At 74.7% G+C, this 16,828-nt stretch carries 13 protein-coding genes and 1 pseudogene; 2 read left to right on the forward strand and 12 right to left on the reverse strand.

The window, feature by feature from the left end:
- Positions 1-224: 224 nt before the first annotated feature.
- The 12 genes and pseudogenes from H7X46_RS30975 to H7X46_RS25630 form a co-directional block, all read right to left on the reverse strand.
- Positions 225-1,268, reverse strand: a complete 1,044-nt coding sequence (locus H7X46_RS30975) for a DUF4328 domain-containing protein (RefSeq protein ID WP_186361780.1) — start codon at positions 1,266-1,268, stop codon at positions 225-227.
- A 9-nt stretch (positions 1,269-1,277) separates the two neighbouring features.
- Positions 1,278-1,607 carry a rhodanese-like domain-containing protein gene (locus tag H7X46_RS25580; protein ID WP_186361781.1) on the reverse strand — a complete coding sequence of 110 codons (330 nt, stop codon included), beginning with the start codon at positions 1,605-1,607 and terminating at the stop codon, positions 1,278-1,280.
- A 403-nt stretch (positions 1,608-2,010) separates the two neighbouring features.
- Positions 2,011-3,600, reverse strand: a pseudogene (locus tag H7X46_RS25585) (cation acetate symporter); the annotation flags it as partial.
- On the reverse strand, positions 3,597-3,941 hold the full coding sequence (locus H7X46_RS25590; protein WP_186362909.1) for a DUF485 domain-containing protein: 345 nt from the start codon (positions 3,939-3,941) through the stop codon (positions 3,597-3,599). The pseudogene H7X46_RS25585 and the gene H7X46_RS25590, both read right to left, overlap by 4 nt.
- Before the next feature lie 204 nt (positions 3,942-4,145).
- Positions 4,146-5,906: a cation acetate symporter gene (locus tag H7X46_RS25595; protein ID WP_186361783.1), complete on the reverse strand. Its 1,761-nt coding sequence runs from the start codon at positions 5,904-5,906 to the stop codon at positions 4,146-4,148.
- Positions 5,903-7,825 carry a hypothetical protein gene (locus H7X46_RS29200; RefSeq protein WP_222131437.1) on the reverse strand — a complete coding sequence of 641 codons (1,923 nt, stop codon included), beginning with the start codon at positions 7,823-7,825 and terminating at the stop codon, positions 5,903-5,905. The genes H7X46_RS25595 and H7X46_RS29200 overlap by 4 nt, the downstream gene beginning before the upstream one ends.
- Entirely contained in the window at positions 7,822-8,676 is an 855-nt protein-coding gene (locus H7X46_RS25605; protein WP_186361784.1) for a LytTR family DNA-binding domain-containing protein, read from the reverse strand. Before H7X46_RS25605 ends, H7X46_RS29200 begins: the two co-directional genes overlap by 4 nt.
- 162 nt (positions 8,677-8,838) lie before the next feature.
- Positions 8,839-9,732: a S49 family peptidase gene (locus H7X46_RS25610; RefSeq protein ID WP_186361785.1), complete on the reverse strand. Its 894-nt coding sequence runs from the start codon at positions 9,730-9,732 to the stop codon at positions 8,839-8,841.
- 100 nt (positions 9,733-9,832) lie between these two features.
- Positions 9,833-11,068 (reverse strand): sensor histidine kinase, encoded by a 1,236-nt coding sequence (locus tag H7X46_RS25615; protein ID WP_370588963.1) that lies wholly within the window; start codon positions 11,066-11,068, stop codon positions 9,833-9,835.
- A gap of 27 nt (positions 11,069-11,095) precedes the next feature.
- The gene (locus tag H7X46_RS25620) at positions 11,096-11,974 is read right to left on the reverse strand and encodes an Fpg/Nei family DNA glycosylase (protein WP_186361786.1); all 879 of its coding nucleotides are present in this window, start codon (positions 11,972-11,974) and stop codon (positions 11,096-11,098) included.
- Between the two features lie 8 nt (positions 11,975-11,982).
- Complete coding sequence (locus tag H7X46_RS25625) at positions 11,983-12,423, reverse strand: hypothetical protein (protein WP_186361787.1); 441 nt, start codon at positions 12,421-12,423, stop codon at positions 11,983-11,985.
- Positions 12,424-12,599: 176 nt separating this feature from the next.
- Positions 12,600-13,397: a cupin domain-containing protein gene (locus H7X46_RS25630; protein ID WP_186361788.1), complete on the reverse strand. Its 798-nt coding sequence runs from the start codon at positions 13,395-13,397 to the stop codon at positions 12,600-12,602.
- 186 nt (positions 13,398-13,583) lie between these two features.
- Between H7X46_RS25630 and H7X46_RS25635 the strand changes: the two genes are divergently transcribed.
- A complete protein-coding gene (locus H7X46_RS25635) occupies positions 13,584-14,087 on the forward strand; it encodes a MarR family winged helix-turn-helix transcriptional regulator (protein WP_186361789.1) in 504 nt (167 codons plus the stop codon).
- A 2-nt stretch (positions 14,088-14,089) separates the two neighbouring features.
- Positions 14,090-16,777, forward strand: a complete 2,688-nt coding sequence (locus tag H7X46_RS25640) for an MFS transporter (protein WP_186361790.1) — start codon at positions 14,090-14,092, stop codon at positions 16,775-16,777.
- Positions 16,778-16,828: the final 51 nt, after the last annotated feature.

Here is a 16,828-nt window from a genome sequence, read left to right on the forward strand (position 1 = left end):
GGCGCTGCCCGGACCGGCCGGTCGACAGCCGCCCCGGGAGACGCCGGATCGACCACCCGGCCCGTGGCCGGCCGGACCCGCCACGGGTGCCACGCCACCGCACACCGCCACTCCGCACGGGTGGTCGGCGGGCGGTGGGCCGTCGGTGCCGGCCGCGCTCCCGTCCGGCGGCGTGGATCGGAACACCGAGCGGGACGTCGAGCGGACCGAGCCGCAGGCCGCCGTCACCGGTGTGCCGGCGCCGCCTCCGCAGGACCGGGCGCGTCCGGGCCCGGCGGTGCCGCCGGCGGCGATGCTGCCGGCGCCCCGGGTGCCGCCACCCGCACCAGCAGCTCCCGCGGACCCGGTGGATCCGGCTCCAGCAGAACGGTGATCCAGCGGACGACGCGGATCGTCCGGTACGCGGTGACGGCGGCGAGCACGTCCGCCCAGGCGTGCAGGACCACACCGTCGGCGAGGGCCTGGGTGCCGGTGCGGAACCGCCAGACCAGCGAGAGCGCCGCCAGGAGCACCGAGGCGACCCACAGGCCCCACCAGATCAGCAGCCCGCGCGACGGCGCGGGCCGGCGCTCCGGGGGAAGCTCGAGCGCGGCGTGCTCGGTCTCGGCCAGCAGCGATCCGGGCGCGACCAGGTTCCACCCGGGCACCAGCCAGCCGGCGACGATCCGCCGCCGGCTGCGCCACGGTCGCGTCCCCGACCGGGCCGCCGCGGCCCGGTGGGCCCAGATGCTCCACGAGATCGTCAGCACCCCGGCCGCCACCTGGGCCGCGACCGAGGACCAGCCGCCGAACCAGACCGCCGCGTCCGACCAGCCCACCGCCACCGGCGACAGCGCGTCCGACCGGCTGACCAGCAGCAGGCCGTACCGCCACACCTCGGCAGCCGCGGCGACCGCGCTCATGACGACGACCACCCACAGCACCGGGATCAGCTGCCCGGCCAGCGCGCGGGCCCGCTCGAGCGGCGGGCCCGGGCCGTCGTCCGCGAGCGAGTAGCGCCGGCTGATCGCATCCGGGAACTGCGACGGCGCCCGCCACGGCCCCACCGGCAGCCCCCACCGGGGCACGGAGCGGTAGCGGGGCGGGCCGGCGTAGCGCACCGGCCCGCCGGGCGGGCGCGGCTGCGCGGCGGTGCCGGGCCCGGGGGGTGTGGCCACCCACTCCAGGGCCGCGAGGTAGCGGCCGCACCACGGGCAGAACACACCGCTGCCCGGCGGCGCCTGGCGCCCGCAGCGCGGGCACGGCGGCAGCGCGGGTCCGGGCGGCACGGCGGGGCCTCAGGCGATCCGGGGCGCGCTGCCGTCGTCGGTGATCACGTCGCGGCCGGCGGCCGCCCAGTCCTGCATGCCGCCGGCGACGTTGACCGCCGGGTAGCCCTGCTGGGCCAGGTAGGCCACCACCCGCGCCGAGCGGCCCCCGGAGCGGCAGACGACGTAGAGCGGGTCGTCGGCGGGCAGCTCGGACATCCGGCCCGGCAGCTCGGACATCGGCAGGTGACGGGCGGTCGGGGCGTGCCCGGCGGTCCATTCGTCGGGCTCGCGGACATCCAGCAGCGGGGCGTCGGCGGGCAGGTCGGGCACGCGCACGGTCGGCACCTGGTCGGACATGGCGCCATCCTGCCACGCGACACCGTCAACCCCCGGTGAGAGCGCCCGCCCGCCGTCACTCCCGCCGGCCGTCGCGAGGCAGCGATCCGTGCGGGAGCGTCACCTCGTTCGGGTCCTCCGGCGGTGCGGCCCGGTAGCCGCCGGTGGCGTGCACGGGCCGGTACCCGCCCGTGCCCTGCCGCCGGCCGGGCCGCACCGGATACCCGGACGGCCGGACCGCGGGCTGGGTTCCGGTCAGGCCGGTGTTCCCGAACAGCTCCGCGCCCGGACGTCGGGCGCCGTCGCTCCCGACGGCGGGCGCGGGCCGCCGCGGCTGGTCGCCCACCCCGGCCGTGACCGGGTGTGCTGCCGGCGTGGCGGCCGGGACCGCGGCCGGCCGGGGCTGCTCCTTCGGCGGTGTGGTGGCGCGCACGGCACCGGCACCGGTCAGCGAGCGGACCTCCATCTCGGCGTGCCGGGCGGCGTCGAACCGGTCCCGGCCGCCGGCGATCGTGCCGACGATCCCCAGCAGGAACGACGCGGGGATCGACACCAGGCCCGGGTTGGACAGCGGGAAGATCGCGAAGTCGGCGCTCGGGATCATCGCCGACGGCGAGCCGGACACCGCGGGCGACACCACGATCAGCACCACGCAGATCAGCACCCCGCCGTAGATGCTGCACAGCGCGCCGGTCGTGTTGAACCGCTTCCAGAACAGCGAGAACAGGATCGTCGGCAGGTTCGCCGATGCGGCGACGGCGAACGCCAGCGCGACCAGGAACGCGACGTTCTGGCCGTTCGCCACGATCCCACCGATGATCGCGACGAGGCCGATGACCAGCGCCGTCGTCCGCGCGACCCGCACCTCGGAGTCCGGGGAGGCCGTCCCGCGGCGCAGCACGTTCGCGTAGACGTCGTGCGCGAAGGAGGCCGACGCGGTGATCGTCAGCCCGGCGACGACGGCGAGGATCGTCGCGAACGCGACCGCCGAGATGAGGCCCAGCATGAGCTCGCCGCCGAGCGCGTACGCGAGCAGCGGCGCGGCGTCGTTCTGGTTCTCCCGGGTGATCGTTCCCGGTGGCAGCAGCGCCGTCGCGCCGTAGCCCAGGACCAGCGTGAACAGGTAGAAGATCCCGATCAGCCAGATCGCCCAGACCACCGAGCGGCGGGCCTCCCTGGCCGACGGCACGGTGTAGAAGCGCATCAGGATGTGCGGCAGCCCCGCCGTGCCCAGCACCAGGGCGAGCCCGAGCGAGACGAAGTCGACCTTGTTGGTGAACTGCAGGCCGGGCCCGAGGATGGCCGCACCGTGCGCGGAGTTCTCCGTCGCGCGCTCCAGCACCGCCGAGAGGTTGAACCCGTACCGGCCGAGCACCCAGGTGGTCAGCACCGCGGCGCCGACGAGCAGCAGCCCGGCCTTGATGATCTGCACCCAGGTGGTGCCCTTCATGCCGCCGAACAGCACGTAGACGATCATCAGGGCGCCCACGACGACGATCACCATCGCCTGGGAGAACGCGTCGTCCTTCGGGATCTGCAGCAGCAGCGAGATCAGGCCGCCGGCACCCGCCATCTGCGCGATCAGGTAGAACAGCGAGACGACCAGGGTCGACGTCGCCGCGGCGGCGCGCACCGGGCGCTGGCGCATGCGGAACGCCAGCACGTCGCCCATCGTGAACCGGCCGGTGTTCCGCAGCAGCTCGGCGACCAGCAGCAGGGCCATCAGCCAGCCGACGAGGAAGCCGATCGAGTACAGGAACCCGTCGTAGCCGTAGAGGGCGATCGCCCCGGCGATCCCGAGGAACGACGCCGCGGACAGGAAGTCACCGGCGATCGCGGTTCCGTTCTGCGGCCCGGTGAAGGCGTGCCCGCCCGTGTAGTAGTCGGCACGGGTCGCGTTCGTGCGGCTGACCCGGAGCACGATCATCAACGTCACGATCACGAACAGCAGGAAGAAGCCGACGTTCGCGGTGAGGCTGCCGACCGACTCGGCCTGCGCGAGGACGGTGGTCATGCGCGCACCTCCTGGGCGGCCTCGACCCGGGCACGCAGCTCGGCGGCCGGGCCGTCGAGCTCACGCTCGGCGAACCGCACGTACAGGGTCGTGATCAGGAACGTGCTCACGAACTGACCGATGCCGACGAGCAGGCCCACGGTGATCGTCCCGGCGACCCGGGTCGACATGAACCCGGGCGCGTAGGTCGCGAGCCCCACGTAGGCCAGGTACCAGGACAGGAAGATCACCGTCATGGGGAAGACGTAGCGGCGCAGCCGGACACGGAACGCCTGGAACTCCGGACTCGCCTGGACCTGTTCGTAGATGGTGCCGGTCGAGCGCTCGGCGTCGGGGCTCATGGCGCTGTTCACCGGTCCTTTCACGTCGTGCTGGTGGGGAGCCGGGGCGCGCGACACCGCGCCCTGCGGGGGAACTCTTCCCCGGGAACAACGAGCGCCGTCGGGACCGGCGACGTCGTCGGGCCGGGAGCAGGCGAAGAACCCCGATCCGGAGCAATCAGCGCGCCGATCTGGTCACCGTACGTAGCGGTACGGCGATGCCGGTCAGCTCCGGTCGTCCAATCGGTCACGCATCAGGCCCAGTCGTTCGGGTGCGTGCAGTCGCAGGAGCACCTGGCCGGCGTCCGCGGGGCGGCGCGCCCGGGTGAACCGGGAGACGGCGACCATCGTCAGGAACGCCAGCGGCACGCTGACGATCGCCGGCCGGTAGAGCAGGACCTCGACCCAGCCGTCGGTGCCGCCCGGCAGGACCGCGCTGAGACCGGCGAGCGCGGCGACGACGGCCCCGGCCGAGACCACCCCGCCGACGATGACGCCCGCGATCGCGCCGACGTCGGTGAGCCCGCGCCACCAGATCCCCAGGACCAGCAGCGGGCAGAAGGTGGACGCCGCGACCGCGAACACCAGCGCCACCGCCTCGGCGAAGTTCAGCCCGGTGGGGGCGAGCGCGACGACCGTGGGCGGGATCCCGGCCAGCACCGTGGCCACCGGGAACCGCCGGGTCATCAGGCTCTTCCGGGGCAGCACGTCGGTGGACACGACGCTGGCGAGGCTCACCAGCAGGCCGGACGCCGTCGACAGGAACGCCGCCCACGCACCGGCCGCCACCAGCGCGCCGACGAGCGTCCCGAGCAGCCCGCTGCCCAGGATGGCCGTCGGCAGCAGCAGCACGGCGGCGTCGCTGCGACCGGTGACCAGCAGCTGCGGCGTGTACACCCGGGACAGCACGCCCATCAGCGTCACCAGGATGTAGAAGCCGCCGAGCATCCCGACGACGACGGCGGCGGTGCGCCGCGCCGCGCGCCCGTCGGAGTTCGTGTAGAAGCGGCCGAGCACGTGCGGCAGGCCCATGGTGCCGAGGAAGGTCGCCAGGATCAGCGAGTACGTGGCGAGGAGCTGGTGCTCCTCGGCCCCGCTGAACGGACGCAGCCAGCTCTCGTCGTCGGCGGGGGCACCGCTGGTGACGGGTACGGGTTCGCCCGCGGCGAAGCCCAGCCGGGTGCCTTCCGCGATCTCGTGCGACGACCCGGCGTCCCACCGGAGCGGGCCGTCGACCCGCTGCCCGTCGACGGTGCCGTGCGCGGTGACGTCGACCGGAAGCCGCACGTCCAGGGTGACCGGCGTGGTCACCGAGACCGTGGTCGGCTCCCGGAACGCCGGCGGCTCGTTGGCCCGGGCGAACGAGGCGCCGTCACCGAACCACACCGCGAGACCGATGATCACCGGAACGGCCAGCGCGGAGAGCTTGAACCAGTACTGGAACGCCTGCACGAACGTCACCGACCGCATGCCGCCGAGCGCGACCGTGGCCAGCACGGCGACGCCCGCGACCGCGGCGCCGATCCAGTCCGGCAGGCCGGTGACGATGCCCAGGGTCAGCCCGGCACCCTGGATCTGCGGGAGCAGGTAGAGCCAGCAGATGACGATGACGATGACCGTGCACACCCGCCGCAGTGCTGGTGAGGCGAGCCGGGCGTCGGCGAAGTCCGGGACCGTGTAGGCGCCCGAGCGGCGCAGCGGGGCGGCCACGAACAGCAGCAGCAACAGGTAACCGGCGGTGTAGCCGACGGCGTACCAGAGCGCGTCGACGCCCTGGACGAGGATCAGGCCGGCGATGCCGAGGAACGACGCCGCGGACAGGTACTCGCCGGAGATCGCGCCCGCGTTGAGCCGGGACGGCACCGACCGCGAGGCGACCAGGAAGTCCGACGTGAGACGGGTGCGGTGCCCGATCGAACCGATCACCGCGGACACCACGGCGACCAGGAGGATCGCGATCAGCGAGACGATCGCGGTCGCGCTCATCGATCGGTCACGTCCTCCGCGAACTCCTGCTCGGCCGCCTCGGCCGACCGGACGTACCACCATCCCAGGCCCAGCAGGAACGGGTAGACGAGCAGCCCGAGCACCAGCCAGGTCAGCCGGATACCCAGGATCTCGATCGCGCCGAGCGCGGGCACCGCCATGAACAGCGCCGGGAGCATCCCCAGGCCGAACAGCGCGACCAGGCTCACCCGCAGCGCGAGCAGGAGCTGGGTGCGGACCAGCGAGTTGCGCAGCAGGGTGCCGACGGCCCCCGGGTCCTGCACGTCGGACAGGCCGCGCGACGAGTGGGTGGTCGAGCGGCGCTCGGACAGCACGATGCGCACGCGGCCGGGACCGGGGCCGTCCGCCGCCTCGTCCGGTCCGGCGGCGGCCGGGGCGTCGGTGGGGGCGGCCGCGAACCGGCGGGGCAGGGCACCGGTGTAGGGCTCGGGCTCGGAGACGGCCATGTCCCCGGACGCCTCCGCGTCGTCCGCCGGGGACGGCGCCGGGCCGACCGGGGCGTCCAGGCCGGGCGCACGCCAGATGACCTCGGTGCGCTCGACCGCGGTCTCGTCCTCGGGGTCGTCCAGGTCGGCGAACTCGTCGTCCTCGTCGAGGTCCCGGTCGATCACCGGGTGCGGGCCCGGCACCGCGGCCGGCCCGGGGATCGAGACGACCTCCTCGTCGTCCGGCGCGGGCGGGGCCGGTGTGCCGCGCCGGCCGGTGGTGGTCCACCGGGTCGGGACCGGGCGGGTCTCGGTGTGCTCGCCCGCCTCGCTCTCCGTGGTGGCGGCGCCGGCGTGGAGGGCGTCGGGATCCGGCGACCAGCGGCGTGCCCAGGACGACGACGTGGCCCCCGGCACCCGCCGGGGCAGGCCCGAGCCGCCGGTGACGGGCGGCCATTCCTTGCCGCTGTCGGTGGGGCCCGGCCGCACCCCCTCCGGGGCGTACGGGTCGGGCTCGAAGGCCGGGCGGGGGCGTGGACCGCCGGGCCGTGGCCGGGGGTGGCGCGGCCAGACCTGGCCGTCGGCGTCGTCGTCCTCGTCGGCCGTGTGTCCGGCGGCGACGGCACGGTCCGCGGGCGCGGCCGGGCCGTCGGAGGTGGAGGGGGGCGTGGCGCCGGTGGGCGCGGTGTCGCTCGGCGCGGTGCCCTCGGCGGGCTCGACGCGGGCGTGCCGGCCGGACTCCCCGGACCGGCCCGCGATCCGGCGGGCGATCTCCTGCTGGAGCCAGTCGGAGCCACTGCCGCCGGCGTCGTCGTCCCGCCGGGCCCGGCGTCCGGCCCGGCCGGTGCTGCGCTCCGCCGGCGTGGGATCGGGGGGCACGGTTCCGCCCCGGGCAGGGCCGGAACGTGCTTCTCGCGTGGTACCGGGCGGGTCGGCGGGCACGATGTCGCCCTCGGCGGGGCCCGAACGTGCATCTCGCGGCGGGCCGGGCGGGTCCTCCGTGGACCCGGAGCCGGCCGCCGGCCCGCCGTCCTGTGCAGACCCGGCACCGGTCACGGACCCACCGTCCTCCGCGGCCCCGGAGCCGGGCACCGCCGACCGGCCGCCGTGCGGACCGGCCGGCGTCGGCGGGGTGGCGGGGCGCGGGTGCCCGCCCGAGAAGTTCGGGCTGCGCGGGCGCGGTGGGACCGGGCCGGGCACACCGTCCTGCGGATCGTGCCCGTTCGCCGCACCGTCGGCATGCCGGGCCGGCTCCTCGGAGCTCCCGGCGGGGCGGGCCGAGCCGTTCGTCGCGGTGGTTCCGTGCTGCGCCCCGGCGGGTGCGGCACCGTTCACCGGTGCGCGGCCGTTCGGCCGGGGCTCGTCGCCGCGCCGCGCATCGCCGCCGCGGCGGGAAGCGGGCCCGTCGTCGTCCGGCGCACCGCCGGACGCCGGGCGCACCGACGGCTGGACGCCGCCGGCGGGCCTGCTCACCTCTGGCTCCACGCCTGCTTGGTCGCGCGGACGAGGCGGTCCTTCAGCTCACGGGTGTGCCGGCGGCTGACCGGGAGCTCGGCGGTCTCCGGCCCGGACCCGATCCGGACGACGTAGCCGGATCCGGCCAGCCGTAGCTCCGTCACCAGCGGCAGCGCCACCAGGAACGACCGGTGGATCCGGACGAAACCGGCGTCGCGCCAGCGGTCCTCCAGCACCGACAGCGGGATCCGGACGAGGTGGCTGCCCTCCGTGGTGTGCAACCGGGCGTAGTCGCCCTGGGCCTCGACGTAGCGCACCGCCGACCGTGGGACGAGCTTCGTGGTGCCCGCCAGCTCGACCGGGATCACCTCGTCGTCCCCGCCGGACTCGTCGCGGACCGGTTCGGCGGGGCCGGCGCGGCGGGTCGCGAGGATGCGGTCCAGCGCGGCGGAGAGCCGCTCGGTGCGCAGCGGCTTGAGCAGGTAGTCGATGGCGCCGACGTCGTAGGCGTCGACGGCGCGGTCGTCGTGCGCGGTCACGAACACGATCGCCGGCTGCACGGCCATGTTCTTCAGCACCCGGGCCAGTTCCAGGCCGTCCAGACCGGGCATCCGGATGTCGAGGAAGACGGCGTCGATGTCGGTCTGCTCGGCGACGTCCGCGCCGCCGCCGGGACCGGCCGGGCCCCCGGCGGGTGCGCCGGCCCGGCGTCCGTTCAGGATCCGCAACGCCTCGGTGGACTCACCGGCCTTCAGGACGGTCGCCACGCGCGGGTCCTCGTCGAGCAGGAATGCCATCTCCTCGAGCGCGGGCTGCTCGTCGTCCACCGCGAGCACGACCAGTCCCCGAGTGGTGTCGTTGCTGTCCACGATCTCCTCATCCTGCTTCCGGGCCGGGGCCGGGCCATCGATGATCGCCCGACGCCGCGACCATGGTGACGTGCGAACGCGCCGGATGCCAGGGCACGAACCGGATCGGTGACCGTCCGGACACGCCGGGGAGCCCCGGGCCCCGCGCGGCCGTCGACCGGGTCACAGCCCGTACCGGGCCCAGGCCGCCCTCGCCTCGGCCGCCGACATCAGCTCGAACGCCAGATCCGCGGCGTCACCGAACGGGTGAGCCCGGGCCGCGCCGCCGGCACCCAGCCGGGCCAGCAGCGGCTTGCGCTGCTCGACGGGGTGGCGCTCGGCGTCCGGGAACCGCTCGGCGAGGACGTCCTGGGCGGTCCCGATCCCGTCGACCAGGCCCAGCTCGCGGGCCCGCTCACCCAGCCAGACCTCGCCGTCGAACAGCTCGGCCCCGGTGGCGAGCCGGTCACCGCGGCGTTCGCGCACCCAGCCGACGAACCGCTCGTGCAGCTGTTCCTGCAGGTCGGTGAGCCAGGCGACGTCCTCCTCCTTCTCCGGGAGGAAGGGGTCCAGCCGGGATTTCGCCCCGCCCGCGGTGTGCAGCCGCCGGGTCACGCCCCACTTCTCGATCAGCCCGTCCAGCCCGAACCCGGCACTGATCACACCGATCGAGCCGACGATCGAGGTGGTGCAGGCGTAGATCTCGTCGGCGGCGCAGGCCAGCCAGTACCCGCCGGAGGCGGCGACGTCCTCGCAGAACGCCAGCACCGGTACGCCCTTCTCCCCGGCCAGGCCGCGGATCCGGTCGGCGATCAGCTGGGACTGGGTCGGCGACCCGCCCGGCGAGTTGATCACGAGGGCGACGGCGGCCAGCCGGTCGGGCGCGAACGCGCGCTCCAGCACCTTGTCCAGCGCAGACGCGTTGACAACGTGCCGGGGCACCGGCGCGGCCTGCGCGCTGATCACACCCTGCAGGCGTACGACCGACACCACGGGAGTGCCGACGGCGGCGACGGTCTCACCGAGCTTGCCGGGCAGCCGCGAGGTCACCGCGGCGGGAATGCGCAGGACGTCCATGCGACACCACCGTACGCGCGAGCGCAGCGTGACGAGCTGTGACCGGGTCGGCACAGCAGGTGTCCGCCCATGTCAGCCGGGTGGAGCAGTGCCGGGTGGGTCAGGCCCGGATCCCGGCACGGAACTTGGGCACCCGCAGGGTGATCTTCATTCCGGCGCCGATGTTGGTGTCGACGACGAGACCGAAGTTGTCCCCGAACGCCGAGCGCATCCGGTCGTCGACGTTGCCCAGCCCGACGTGGGCACCGGACAGGTGGGCGTCGTCGAGGTCCTCGTTGAGCCGGGCCGGGTCCATGCCGACGCCGTCGTCCTCCACGACGATCACGCACTCGGACCCGGCGTTCTCCGCCCGGATCGTCACGGTGCCCCCGTTCGGCTTCCCGGACAGGCCGTGCCGGACGGCGTTCTCCACCAGCGGCTGCAGCGCGAGGAACGGGAGCACGACGTTCTTGATCTCGTCGTCGATCTGGAGCCGGATGTTGAGCCGGTTGCCGAACCGGGCCTTCTCCAGCTGCACGTAGCGCTGGATGTTGTCGAGCTCGTCGGTCAGCGTCGTGTACTCGCCCGCCGAGCGGAACGAGTACCGGGTGAAGTCCGCGAACTCGATCAGCAGCTCGCGGGCCCGTGCCGGGTCGGTGCGGATGAACGACGCGATCGTGGTCAGCGCGTTGTAGACGAAGTGCGGGGAGATCTGCGCCCGCAGCGCGCGGACCTCGGCCCGGTTCAGCCGGGCCCGGGAGTCGTCGAGCTCGGCGAGCTCCAGCTGGCTGGACACGTACCGGGCGACCTCGCCGGTGGCCCGCAGGACGGGCGGCCCCGCGGTCGTCGGGGTGAGCGCCGCCAGCGTGCCGATGATGTTGCCGTCGCTCTCCAGCGGGACGACGACGATGCCCCGCACCTCGCACCCGGGCTGGTTGCACTTGATGGAGGTGTGGCTCATCAGCTCCATGCGACCGGTGGAGACGACCCGGTCGGCGAGCGTCTGGACGTCCTGCTGGTGCTGGTCGGCGGTCCCGTCCCAGCCCAGGACGGTGCCGCGGGCGTCGGTCATCGCCATCGCGGTGGTCTCCAGCAGCTGACGCAGGTACGGCAGCGCCTGCGACGCCGAGCGCGACGACAGCCCCTCCCGCAGCACCGGCGCCGCGAGCGCCACCGTGTGCAGGGCCGAGAACGTCGCCTTGGCCAGCGGCGACACCATGTTGTTGCGGCGGTTGCGCTGCCACAGGAAGACGAAGACCGTCCCCGCCAGCACCACGCCCGCGATCGCCAGCAGCAGGACCAGCGACGGCGAGATCCCCGCCGGACCGTCGACGACGGCGGGAACCGCGGTCCTCACAGCGCTGCCCCCCGACACCACGTGCACCTACCTCACCAACCGGGACAGCCTGCGGTCGGCGAGCGGCTTGCCGCCGGTCTGGCAGGTCGGACAGTACTGGAACGATCTCTCGGCGAACGAGACCTCCCGGACGGTGTCGCCGCAGACCGGACACGGCAGCCCGGTGCGGGCGTGCACCCGCAGCCCCGACCGCTTCTCGCCCTTGAGCTCGGCGGCGCCCTGGCCGACCGACCGCGTAACGGCGTCGGCGAGCACCGCGTGGACGGCCTCGAACAGCGCGGCCCGCTGCGCGTCGCCCAGCCGGGCCGCGGTGGCGTAGGGCGAGAGCCGCGCCGTGTGCAGGATCTCGTCGGAGTAGGCGTTGCCGATCCCGGCGATCGTCGCCTGGTCGGTGATCAGCGTCTTCAGCCGGCGGGTGTCGCCGTCGAGGATGCCGTCCAGGTCGTCGCGGGTCAGCTCCAGCGCGTCCGGCCCGAGCTTGGCGATGCCCGGCACCTGCGCGGGGTCGTCCACCAGGTACACGGCGAGCCGCTTCTGGGTGCCGGCCTCGGTGAGGTCGAAGCCCGGGCCGCCGACGGCGTCGAGATGGACCCGCAGCTGCAGCGGACCCCGACCGGGCTTCGGCGGGGTGGCGCTCGCCGTCGCGTGCCAGCGCAGCCAGCCGGCCCGGGACAGGTGGGTGACCAGGTGCAGCGTCGGCTCGTCCGGGCGGTCGGCGAAGTCGACGGACAGGAACTTGCCGTACCGGGACGCGCCGGTCACCACCCGCCCGACCAGCGCCGACACCGGCGGCTGATGGGTCTTCAACGCGCTCATCGACGCCAGGTCCACCCGGGCCACCGGGCGGTACACGGCGTGCTCGCGCAGGTGATGGGCGAGGGCCTCCACCTCGGGCAGTTCCGGCACCGGGACTCCTAGTTGATCGGCTGCAGCGGGCTGTCCGCGTGCCCGGGAGTCGACCGGTTCTTCAGGCTCCGGATCACCACCCGGGTCTCCTCCCTCGCGGTGGCGAGCCCGCGGACCATGCCGGTCCACTTCTCCGGCGGGAGGTCGTACCCGCCCTGGGTCTTCGCGGTGATCGTGAACGGCCGCCGCAACAGCCAGCGGACCGGGAAGAACCCGAGGCCGATGACCACGACCACCCAGTAGAACCAGGGGAAGACCACCTGGTCGGGCGCCCAGATCAGCAGCATCAGCCAGAAGAACGCGAGCGCGGACAGGATCAGCACGACCGCGCCGCTACCGGCGTCGACGTCGTGCTCGAACTCGTCGCCCACCGCGGGTGTGGTCCACTCGATCCGCCGCTGCACCTGCCACTCGCGGTAGTCCGCCGCGATGACCGTCTTCGTCCCCAAGGTTTCCGCTCCCTGCCCCGTGCCGCCGTCGATGTTCCCACAGCGCACCGACAGAACCGAGTCTCCGCGCGGGGCGGGGCCCGCGCCTCGGCCGCCGCGCCGTCGCGCACGCTCACCGGTCCCGGGACCGCTCACCCGGTCCCGCGAGCACGGGGCCGGGTCCGGTGAGCGGCCGGTCAGCAGGCCGGGGTGGTGGGTTCCCGCTCGGGGGCGCCGGGGGCGAGCAGCTCCGACCGGGTGAGGACGACCGGGTCCGGCCCGTCGTTGCGCAGCAGGTTCGGCTCGCCGTCGCCGAGGAAGAACGCCTGCCCGCTGCCGAAGCCCTGTGGCTCGCAGCCACCGGCCCGCTGCACGGTGACGGTGCCGGAACGCACCGCGGAGGTCACCGTCCCGGGGTGGCGGACCCAGCCGGTCGCCTGGCCGGGCTGCAGCACCTCGGTGCGCACGAGCAGCTCCGCCGGGCCGGGGGTCCGGATGTCGACGGGCCGGTCCAGGGATCCCCGGGCGTCCGACCCGGCCTGGGCGACCGGTGGAGGGACGCCCGGGCCGCCGGGCCCGGCGCCGTCCGCAGGCGCCGGTGCGCCGGGGGCGCCCGGGGTGGCGGCGGGTGCCGCGGGGTCGGCCGGGGCGCCGGGTCCGCCCGCCCCCGGAGGCACGGCAGGTGGTGCGCCCGCCCCCGGAGGCACGGCAGGATCACCCGGCCCGGCCGGCGACGCGGGATCACCCGGCGCCCCCGGTGCCCCGCCGGGCGGCGCGGGCGCACCCGGTGCATCGGTGGCCCCGCCGGGCGGCGGCGCGGGCGTTCCCGGGTCGGTGTCCGCGGCGCCCGGCGACCCGGGAGCCGGTCCGGTCGACGTCGAGGACGGCGGCGTGGTCGCGGCCTCGTGGCCGAGCTGGCCGGGCTGGGCGCAGCCCGCGAGCAACGCACCGGCCGTGACGAGCAGGGCGACACCGGTCAGGGGCGAGGTGCGCACAGACGGTCCTCCCGGGGAGCGAGACGGATCACCGCGAGGCTAGTGCGCGCGGGCCGTACCGGCCGCAGCCGGGTGATCGCACCCGGTGACGCCCGAGGCCAGGCGGCCGGTGCGCACCACCCGCCGTTGCCGTGCTCCGCGCACCGGAGCATACTTGCATCGACCAACTAGTTGCGTGATACACGCATGATCGAGAGGGCCGCGATGAGCACCGCCGAGCCCGCCACGACCGAGCCCGACGAGGCCGAACTCGAGCTCGCCGACGCCGTCGTCCGCGAGCTGTTCCTGCTGATCCGGCAGGTCAAGCGCTCGGCCGAGCGGCACCGCCCGGAGACGATCGTCGACATGGCCGCCTACCACGTGCTGGCCCACCTGCACTTCGGCGGCGCGCAGCGGGCGACCGAGATCGCGGCGACGTTCCACTCCGACCCCTCGACGATCAGCCGTCAGGTCTCCGGCCTGGTGAAGGCCGGTCTCGTGGAGCGCCGCGCCGACCCGGCCGACGGCCGCGCCTCGCTGCTCGCCGCCACCGACGAGGGCGTCCGCGTGATGGAGGCCGAACGACGCCGGCGGGCCCGGCTGATCGCGAAGGTGCTCGGAGCCTGGGACCCGGCCGACCGGCAGACCCTCACGAGGTTGCTCGGCCGGTTCCTCGACGACTTCCAGACCTACGACGCACAGGAGTCCTGACCGTGTCCACCGCCGCTGCCGCTCCGCAGCCCGCCGCCCCGCGGGCGGACGGGGAACTGACGCACCGGCAGATCCTGACCGTCCTGGGTGGACTGATGCTGGGCATGTTCCTGGCCGCCCTGGACCAGACGGTCGTCTCGACCGCCATCCGCACCATCGCCGACGACCTGTCCGGGCTGTCCCTGCAGGCCTGGGCGACCACGGCGTTCCTCATCACCAGCACGATCACCACACCGCTCTACGGCAAGCTGTCCGACATCTTCGGCCGCAAGCCGCTGTTCATGGCCGCAATCTCGATCTTCCTGATCGGGTCGGTGGCCTGCACGCTGGCCTGGTCGATGTACTCGCTCGCGGCGTTCCGCGCGCTGCAGGGGCTCGGCGCCGGCGGGCTGATGTCGCTCGCCCTGACCATCCTCGGTGACATCGTCCCGCCCCGGGAGCGGGCCCGTTACCAGGGCTACTTCCTGGCCGTGTTCGGCACGTCCAGCGTGGTCGGCCCGGTCATCGGCGGCCTGCTGTCCGGTGTGGACACCTTCTTGGGGATCGACGGCTGGCGCTGGATCTTCCTGGTCAACGTCCCGGTCGGGCTGATCGCGCTCGTCGTGGTCCAGCGGGTGCTGAACATCCCGCACGTCCCGCGGCCGGCCCGGATCGACTGGCCCGGCGCGCTGGCCCTGACCCTGGGCCTGGTGCCGCTGCTGATCGTGGCCGAGCAGGGCCGCGAGTGGGGCTGGACCTCGGTGTCGTCGATCGTCTGCTACGCCGTCGGCGCGATCGGCCTGGTGCTGTTCCTGCTGGCCGAGCGGGCCTACGGCGACGCGGCGCTGCTCCCGCTGCGGCTGTTCCGGACCGGCATCTTCTCGCTGTCCGGCGTGATCAACCTGCTGATCGGCATGGCGATGTTCGGCGGGATCGCGATGCTGCCGCTGTTCCTGCAGATCGTGCACGGCGCGACGCCGATCGAGTCCGGCCTCATGATGCTTCCGCTGATGGCCGGGATCATGGTCGCGTCGGTCGCCTCGGGCCAGCTCACCGCCCGCACCGGGCGCTACAAGATCTTCCCGGTGCTGGGCACCGCGTGCATCACCGGCGCGATGCTGCTGCTCTGGGCCACGGTCACCCCGCAGATCCCGCTCGGGCAGCTGTTCGCCACGATGGCGCTGCTCGGGCTCGGCCTCGGCCTGTGCATGCAGACCCTGGTCCTGGCCGTGCAGAACGCGATGCCGGCCCGCGACATGGGCGTCACCACCTCGACGGTGACGTTCTTCCGGCAGATGGGCGGCACGCTGGGCACGGCGGTGTTCCTGTCGGTGGTGTTCTCCACCGCAGGCGACCGGATCGGCGAGGCCGTCCGCTCCGCGGCCGGCACCGACGCGTTCCGGTCCGCGCTCACCGACCCGGCCGTGCTCGCGAACCCGGCGAACGCGCAGGTCGTGGCGGGACTCCGGGACGGCGGGCTGACCTCGTCGGTGCTGAGCGACTCGTCGTTCCTCCAGCACATCGACCCGCGGCTGGCCGCCCCGTTCCAGGACGGGTTCACCAGCTCGATGACGCTGGCGTTCCTCATCGCGGCCTGCGTGATCGCGCTGGCGTTCGTGCTCGTGCTGTTCGTGAAGGAGCTGCCGCTGCGCACGATGTCCGGAGCGCAGGCCGCGCGGGCAGAGGCCGAGGCCGGTACGGCCTCCGACGCCACGACCGGCAGCACCGTCGCGGTGACCGGCGCCGCCGTGCCGGCCGCGGCGGCCCTGCCGGCGGCGACCCCGGCGGACACGTCGGGAACCGCTGCGGTCCCGGTTCCCGGTCCGTCCGGGGAGACCCCGGCCGTCCCGGCGGACCGCTCCAGCACCGCCGCACCGCACCGGCCCGGGCACGCCGGCGGGCCGGCCGTCGCCGGCCAGGTCCGGGACGGGGACGGCGCCCCGGTCGCCGGCGCCACCGTCACCGTCACGCGGCTGACCGGCGACCAGGTCGGCCGGGCGAGCACCGGTGACGACGGTTGCTACCGGGTCGCGGTCGACGGGCCGGGGCGGTTCGTCGTCGTCACGGCCTGCGGGACGCTGCCGCCGCACGCGGCCACCGTCCCGGTCGGCACCGGGCCGGTCCGCCACGACGTCCGGCTGCCCGGCGGCAGCGGGGTCCGCGGAACGGTGCAGGACACCGCCGGGCACGGCGTCGGCGGCGTCACCGTCTCGCTGATCGACGCCGGCGGTGACGTCGTCGCGTCCGGCCGGTCCGGCGACGACGGCGGCTTCGCCCTCACCGGCGTGCCCGCCGGGCGGCTCACGCTCACCGGTGCCGGTGTGGGTGTGGACCCGGTGGCCGTCGGGGTGGACGTCCCGGTGGCCGGCACCGTCACCCAGGACCTGCGGCTGCCGCAGCGCTCGCGGCTCACCGGACGGGTCACCGCGGCTCCGGACGGCATGCCGGTGGCGCACGCCGTGGCCACCCTGATCGACGCCGACGGCGCGGTCGTCGGGTCCCGGCTGTCCCGGGCCGACGGCACGTTCGCCTTCGACGGCCTGGCCGCGGGCAGCTACACGCTCGCGACCAGCGGCTATCCGCCGGTGGCGACGGTCGTGGCGCTGGAGGCGGGCCGGGTCACGCACTCGGACGTGGAGTTCCCGCACCCGCTCGAGGGGTCGGGTGCGGAACCGCCGGACGTCGAGGCGGGGAACGGGTCCCGGCCGTGATCCCGCCGGGTGGATGTTCCACGTGGAACGGCCCGGTGTTCCGCGGGTACG

The sequence above is a fragment of the Pseudonocardia sp. C8 genome (genome assembly GCF_014267175.1).
GTDB lineage: Bacteria > Actinomycetota > Actinomycetes > Mycobacteriales > Pseudonocardiaceae > Pseudonocardia.

Bases quoted from the DNA above. Each gene is read 5' to 3' on its own strand.
- H7X46_RS25595 (WP_186361783.1), bottom strand. From the start codon at position 5,906: ATGAGCGCGACCGCGATCGTCTCGCTGATCGCGATCCTCCTGGTCGCC.
- H7X46_RS25590 (WP_186362909.1), bottom strand. From the start codon at position 3,941: ATGAGCCCCGACGCCGAGCGCTCGACCGGCACCATCTACGAACAGGTC.
- H7X46_RS25635 (WP_186361789.1), top strand. From the start codon at position 13,584: ATGATCGAGAGGGCCGCGATGAGCACCGCCGAGCCCGCCACGACCGAG.
- H7X46_RS25580 (WP_186361781.1), bottom strand. From the start codon at position 1,607: ATGTCCGACCAGGTGCCGACCGTGCGCGTGCCCGACCTGCCCGCCGAC.
- H7X46_RS25610 (WP_186361785.1), bottom strand. From the start codon at position 9,732: ATGGACGTCCTGCGCATTCCCGCCGCGGTGACCTCGCGGCTGCCCGGC.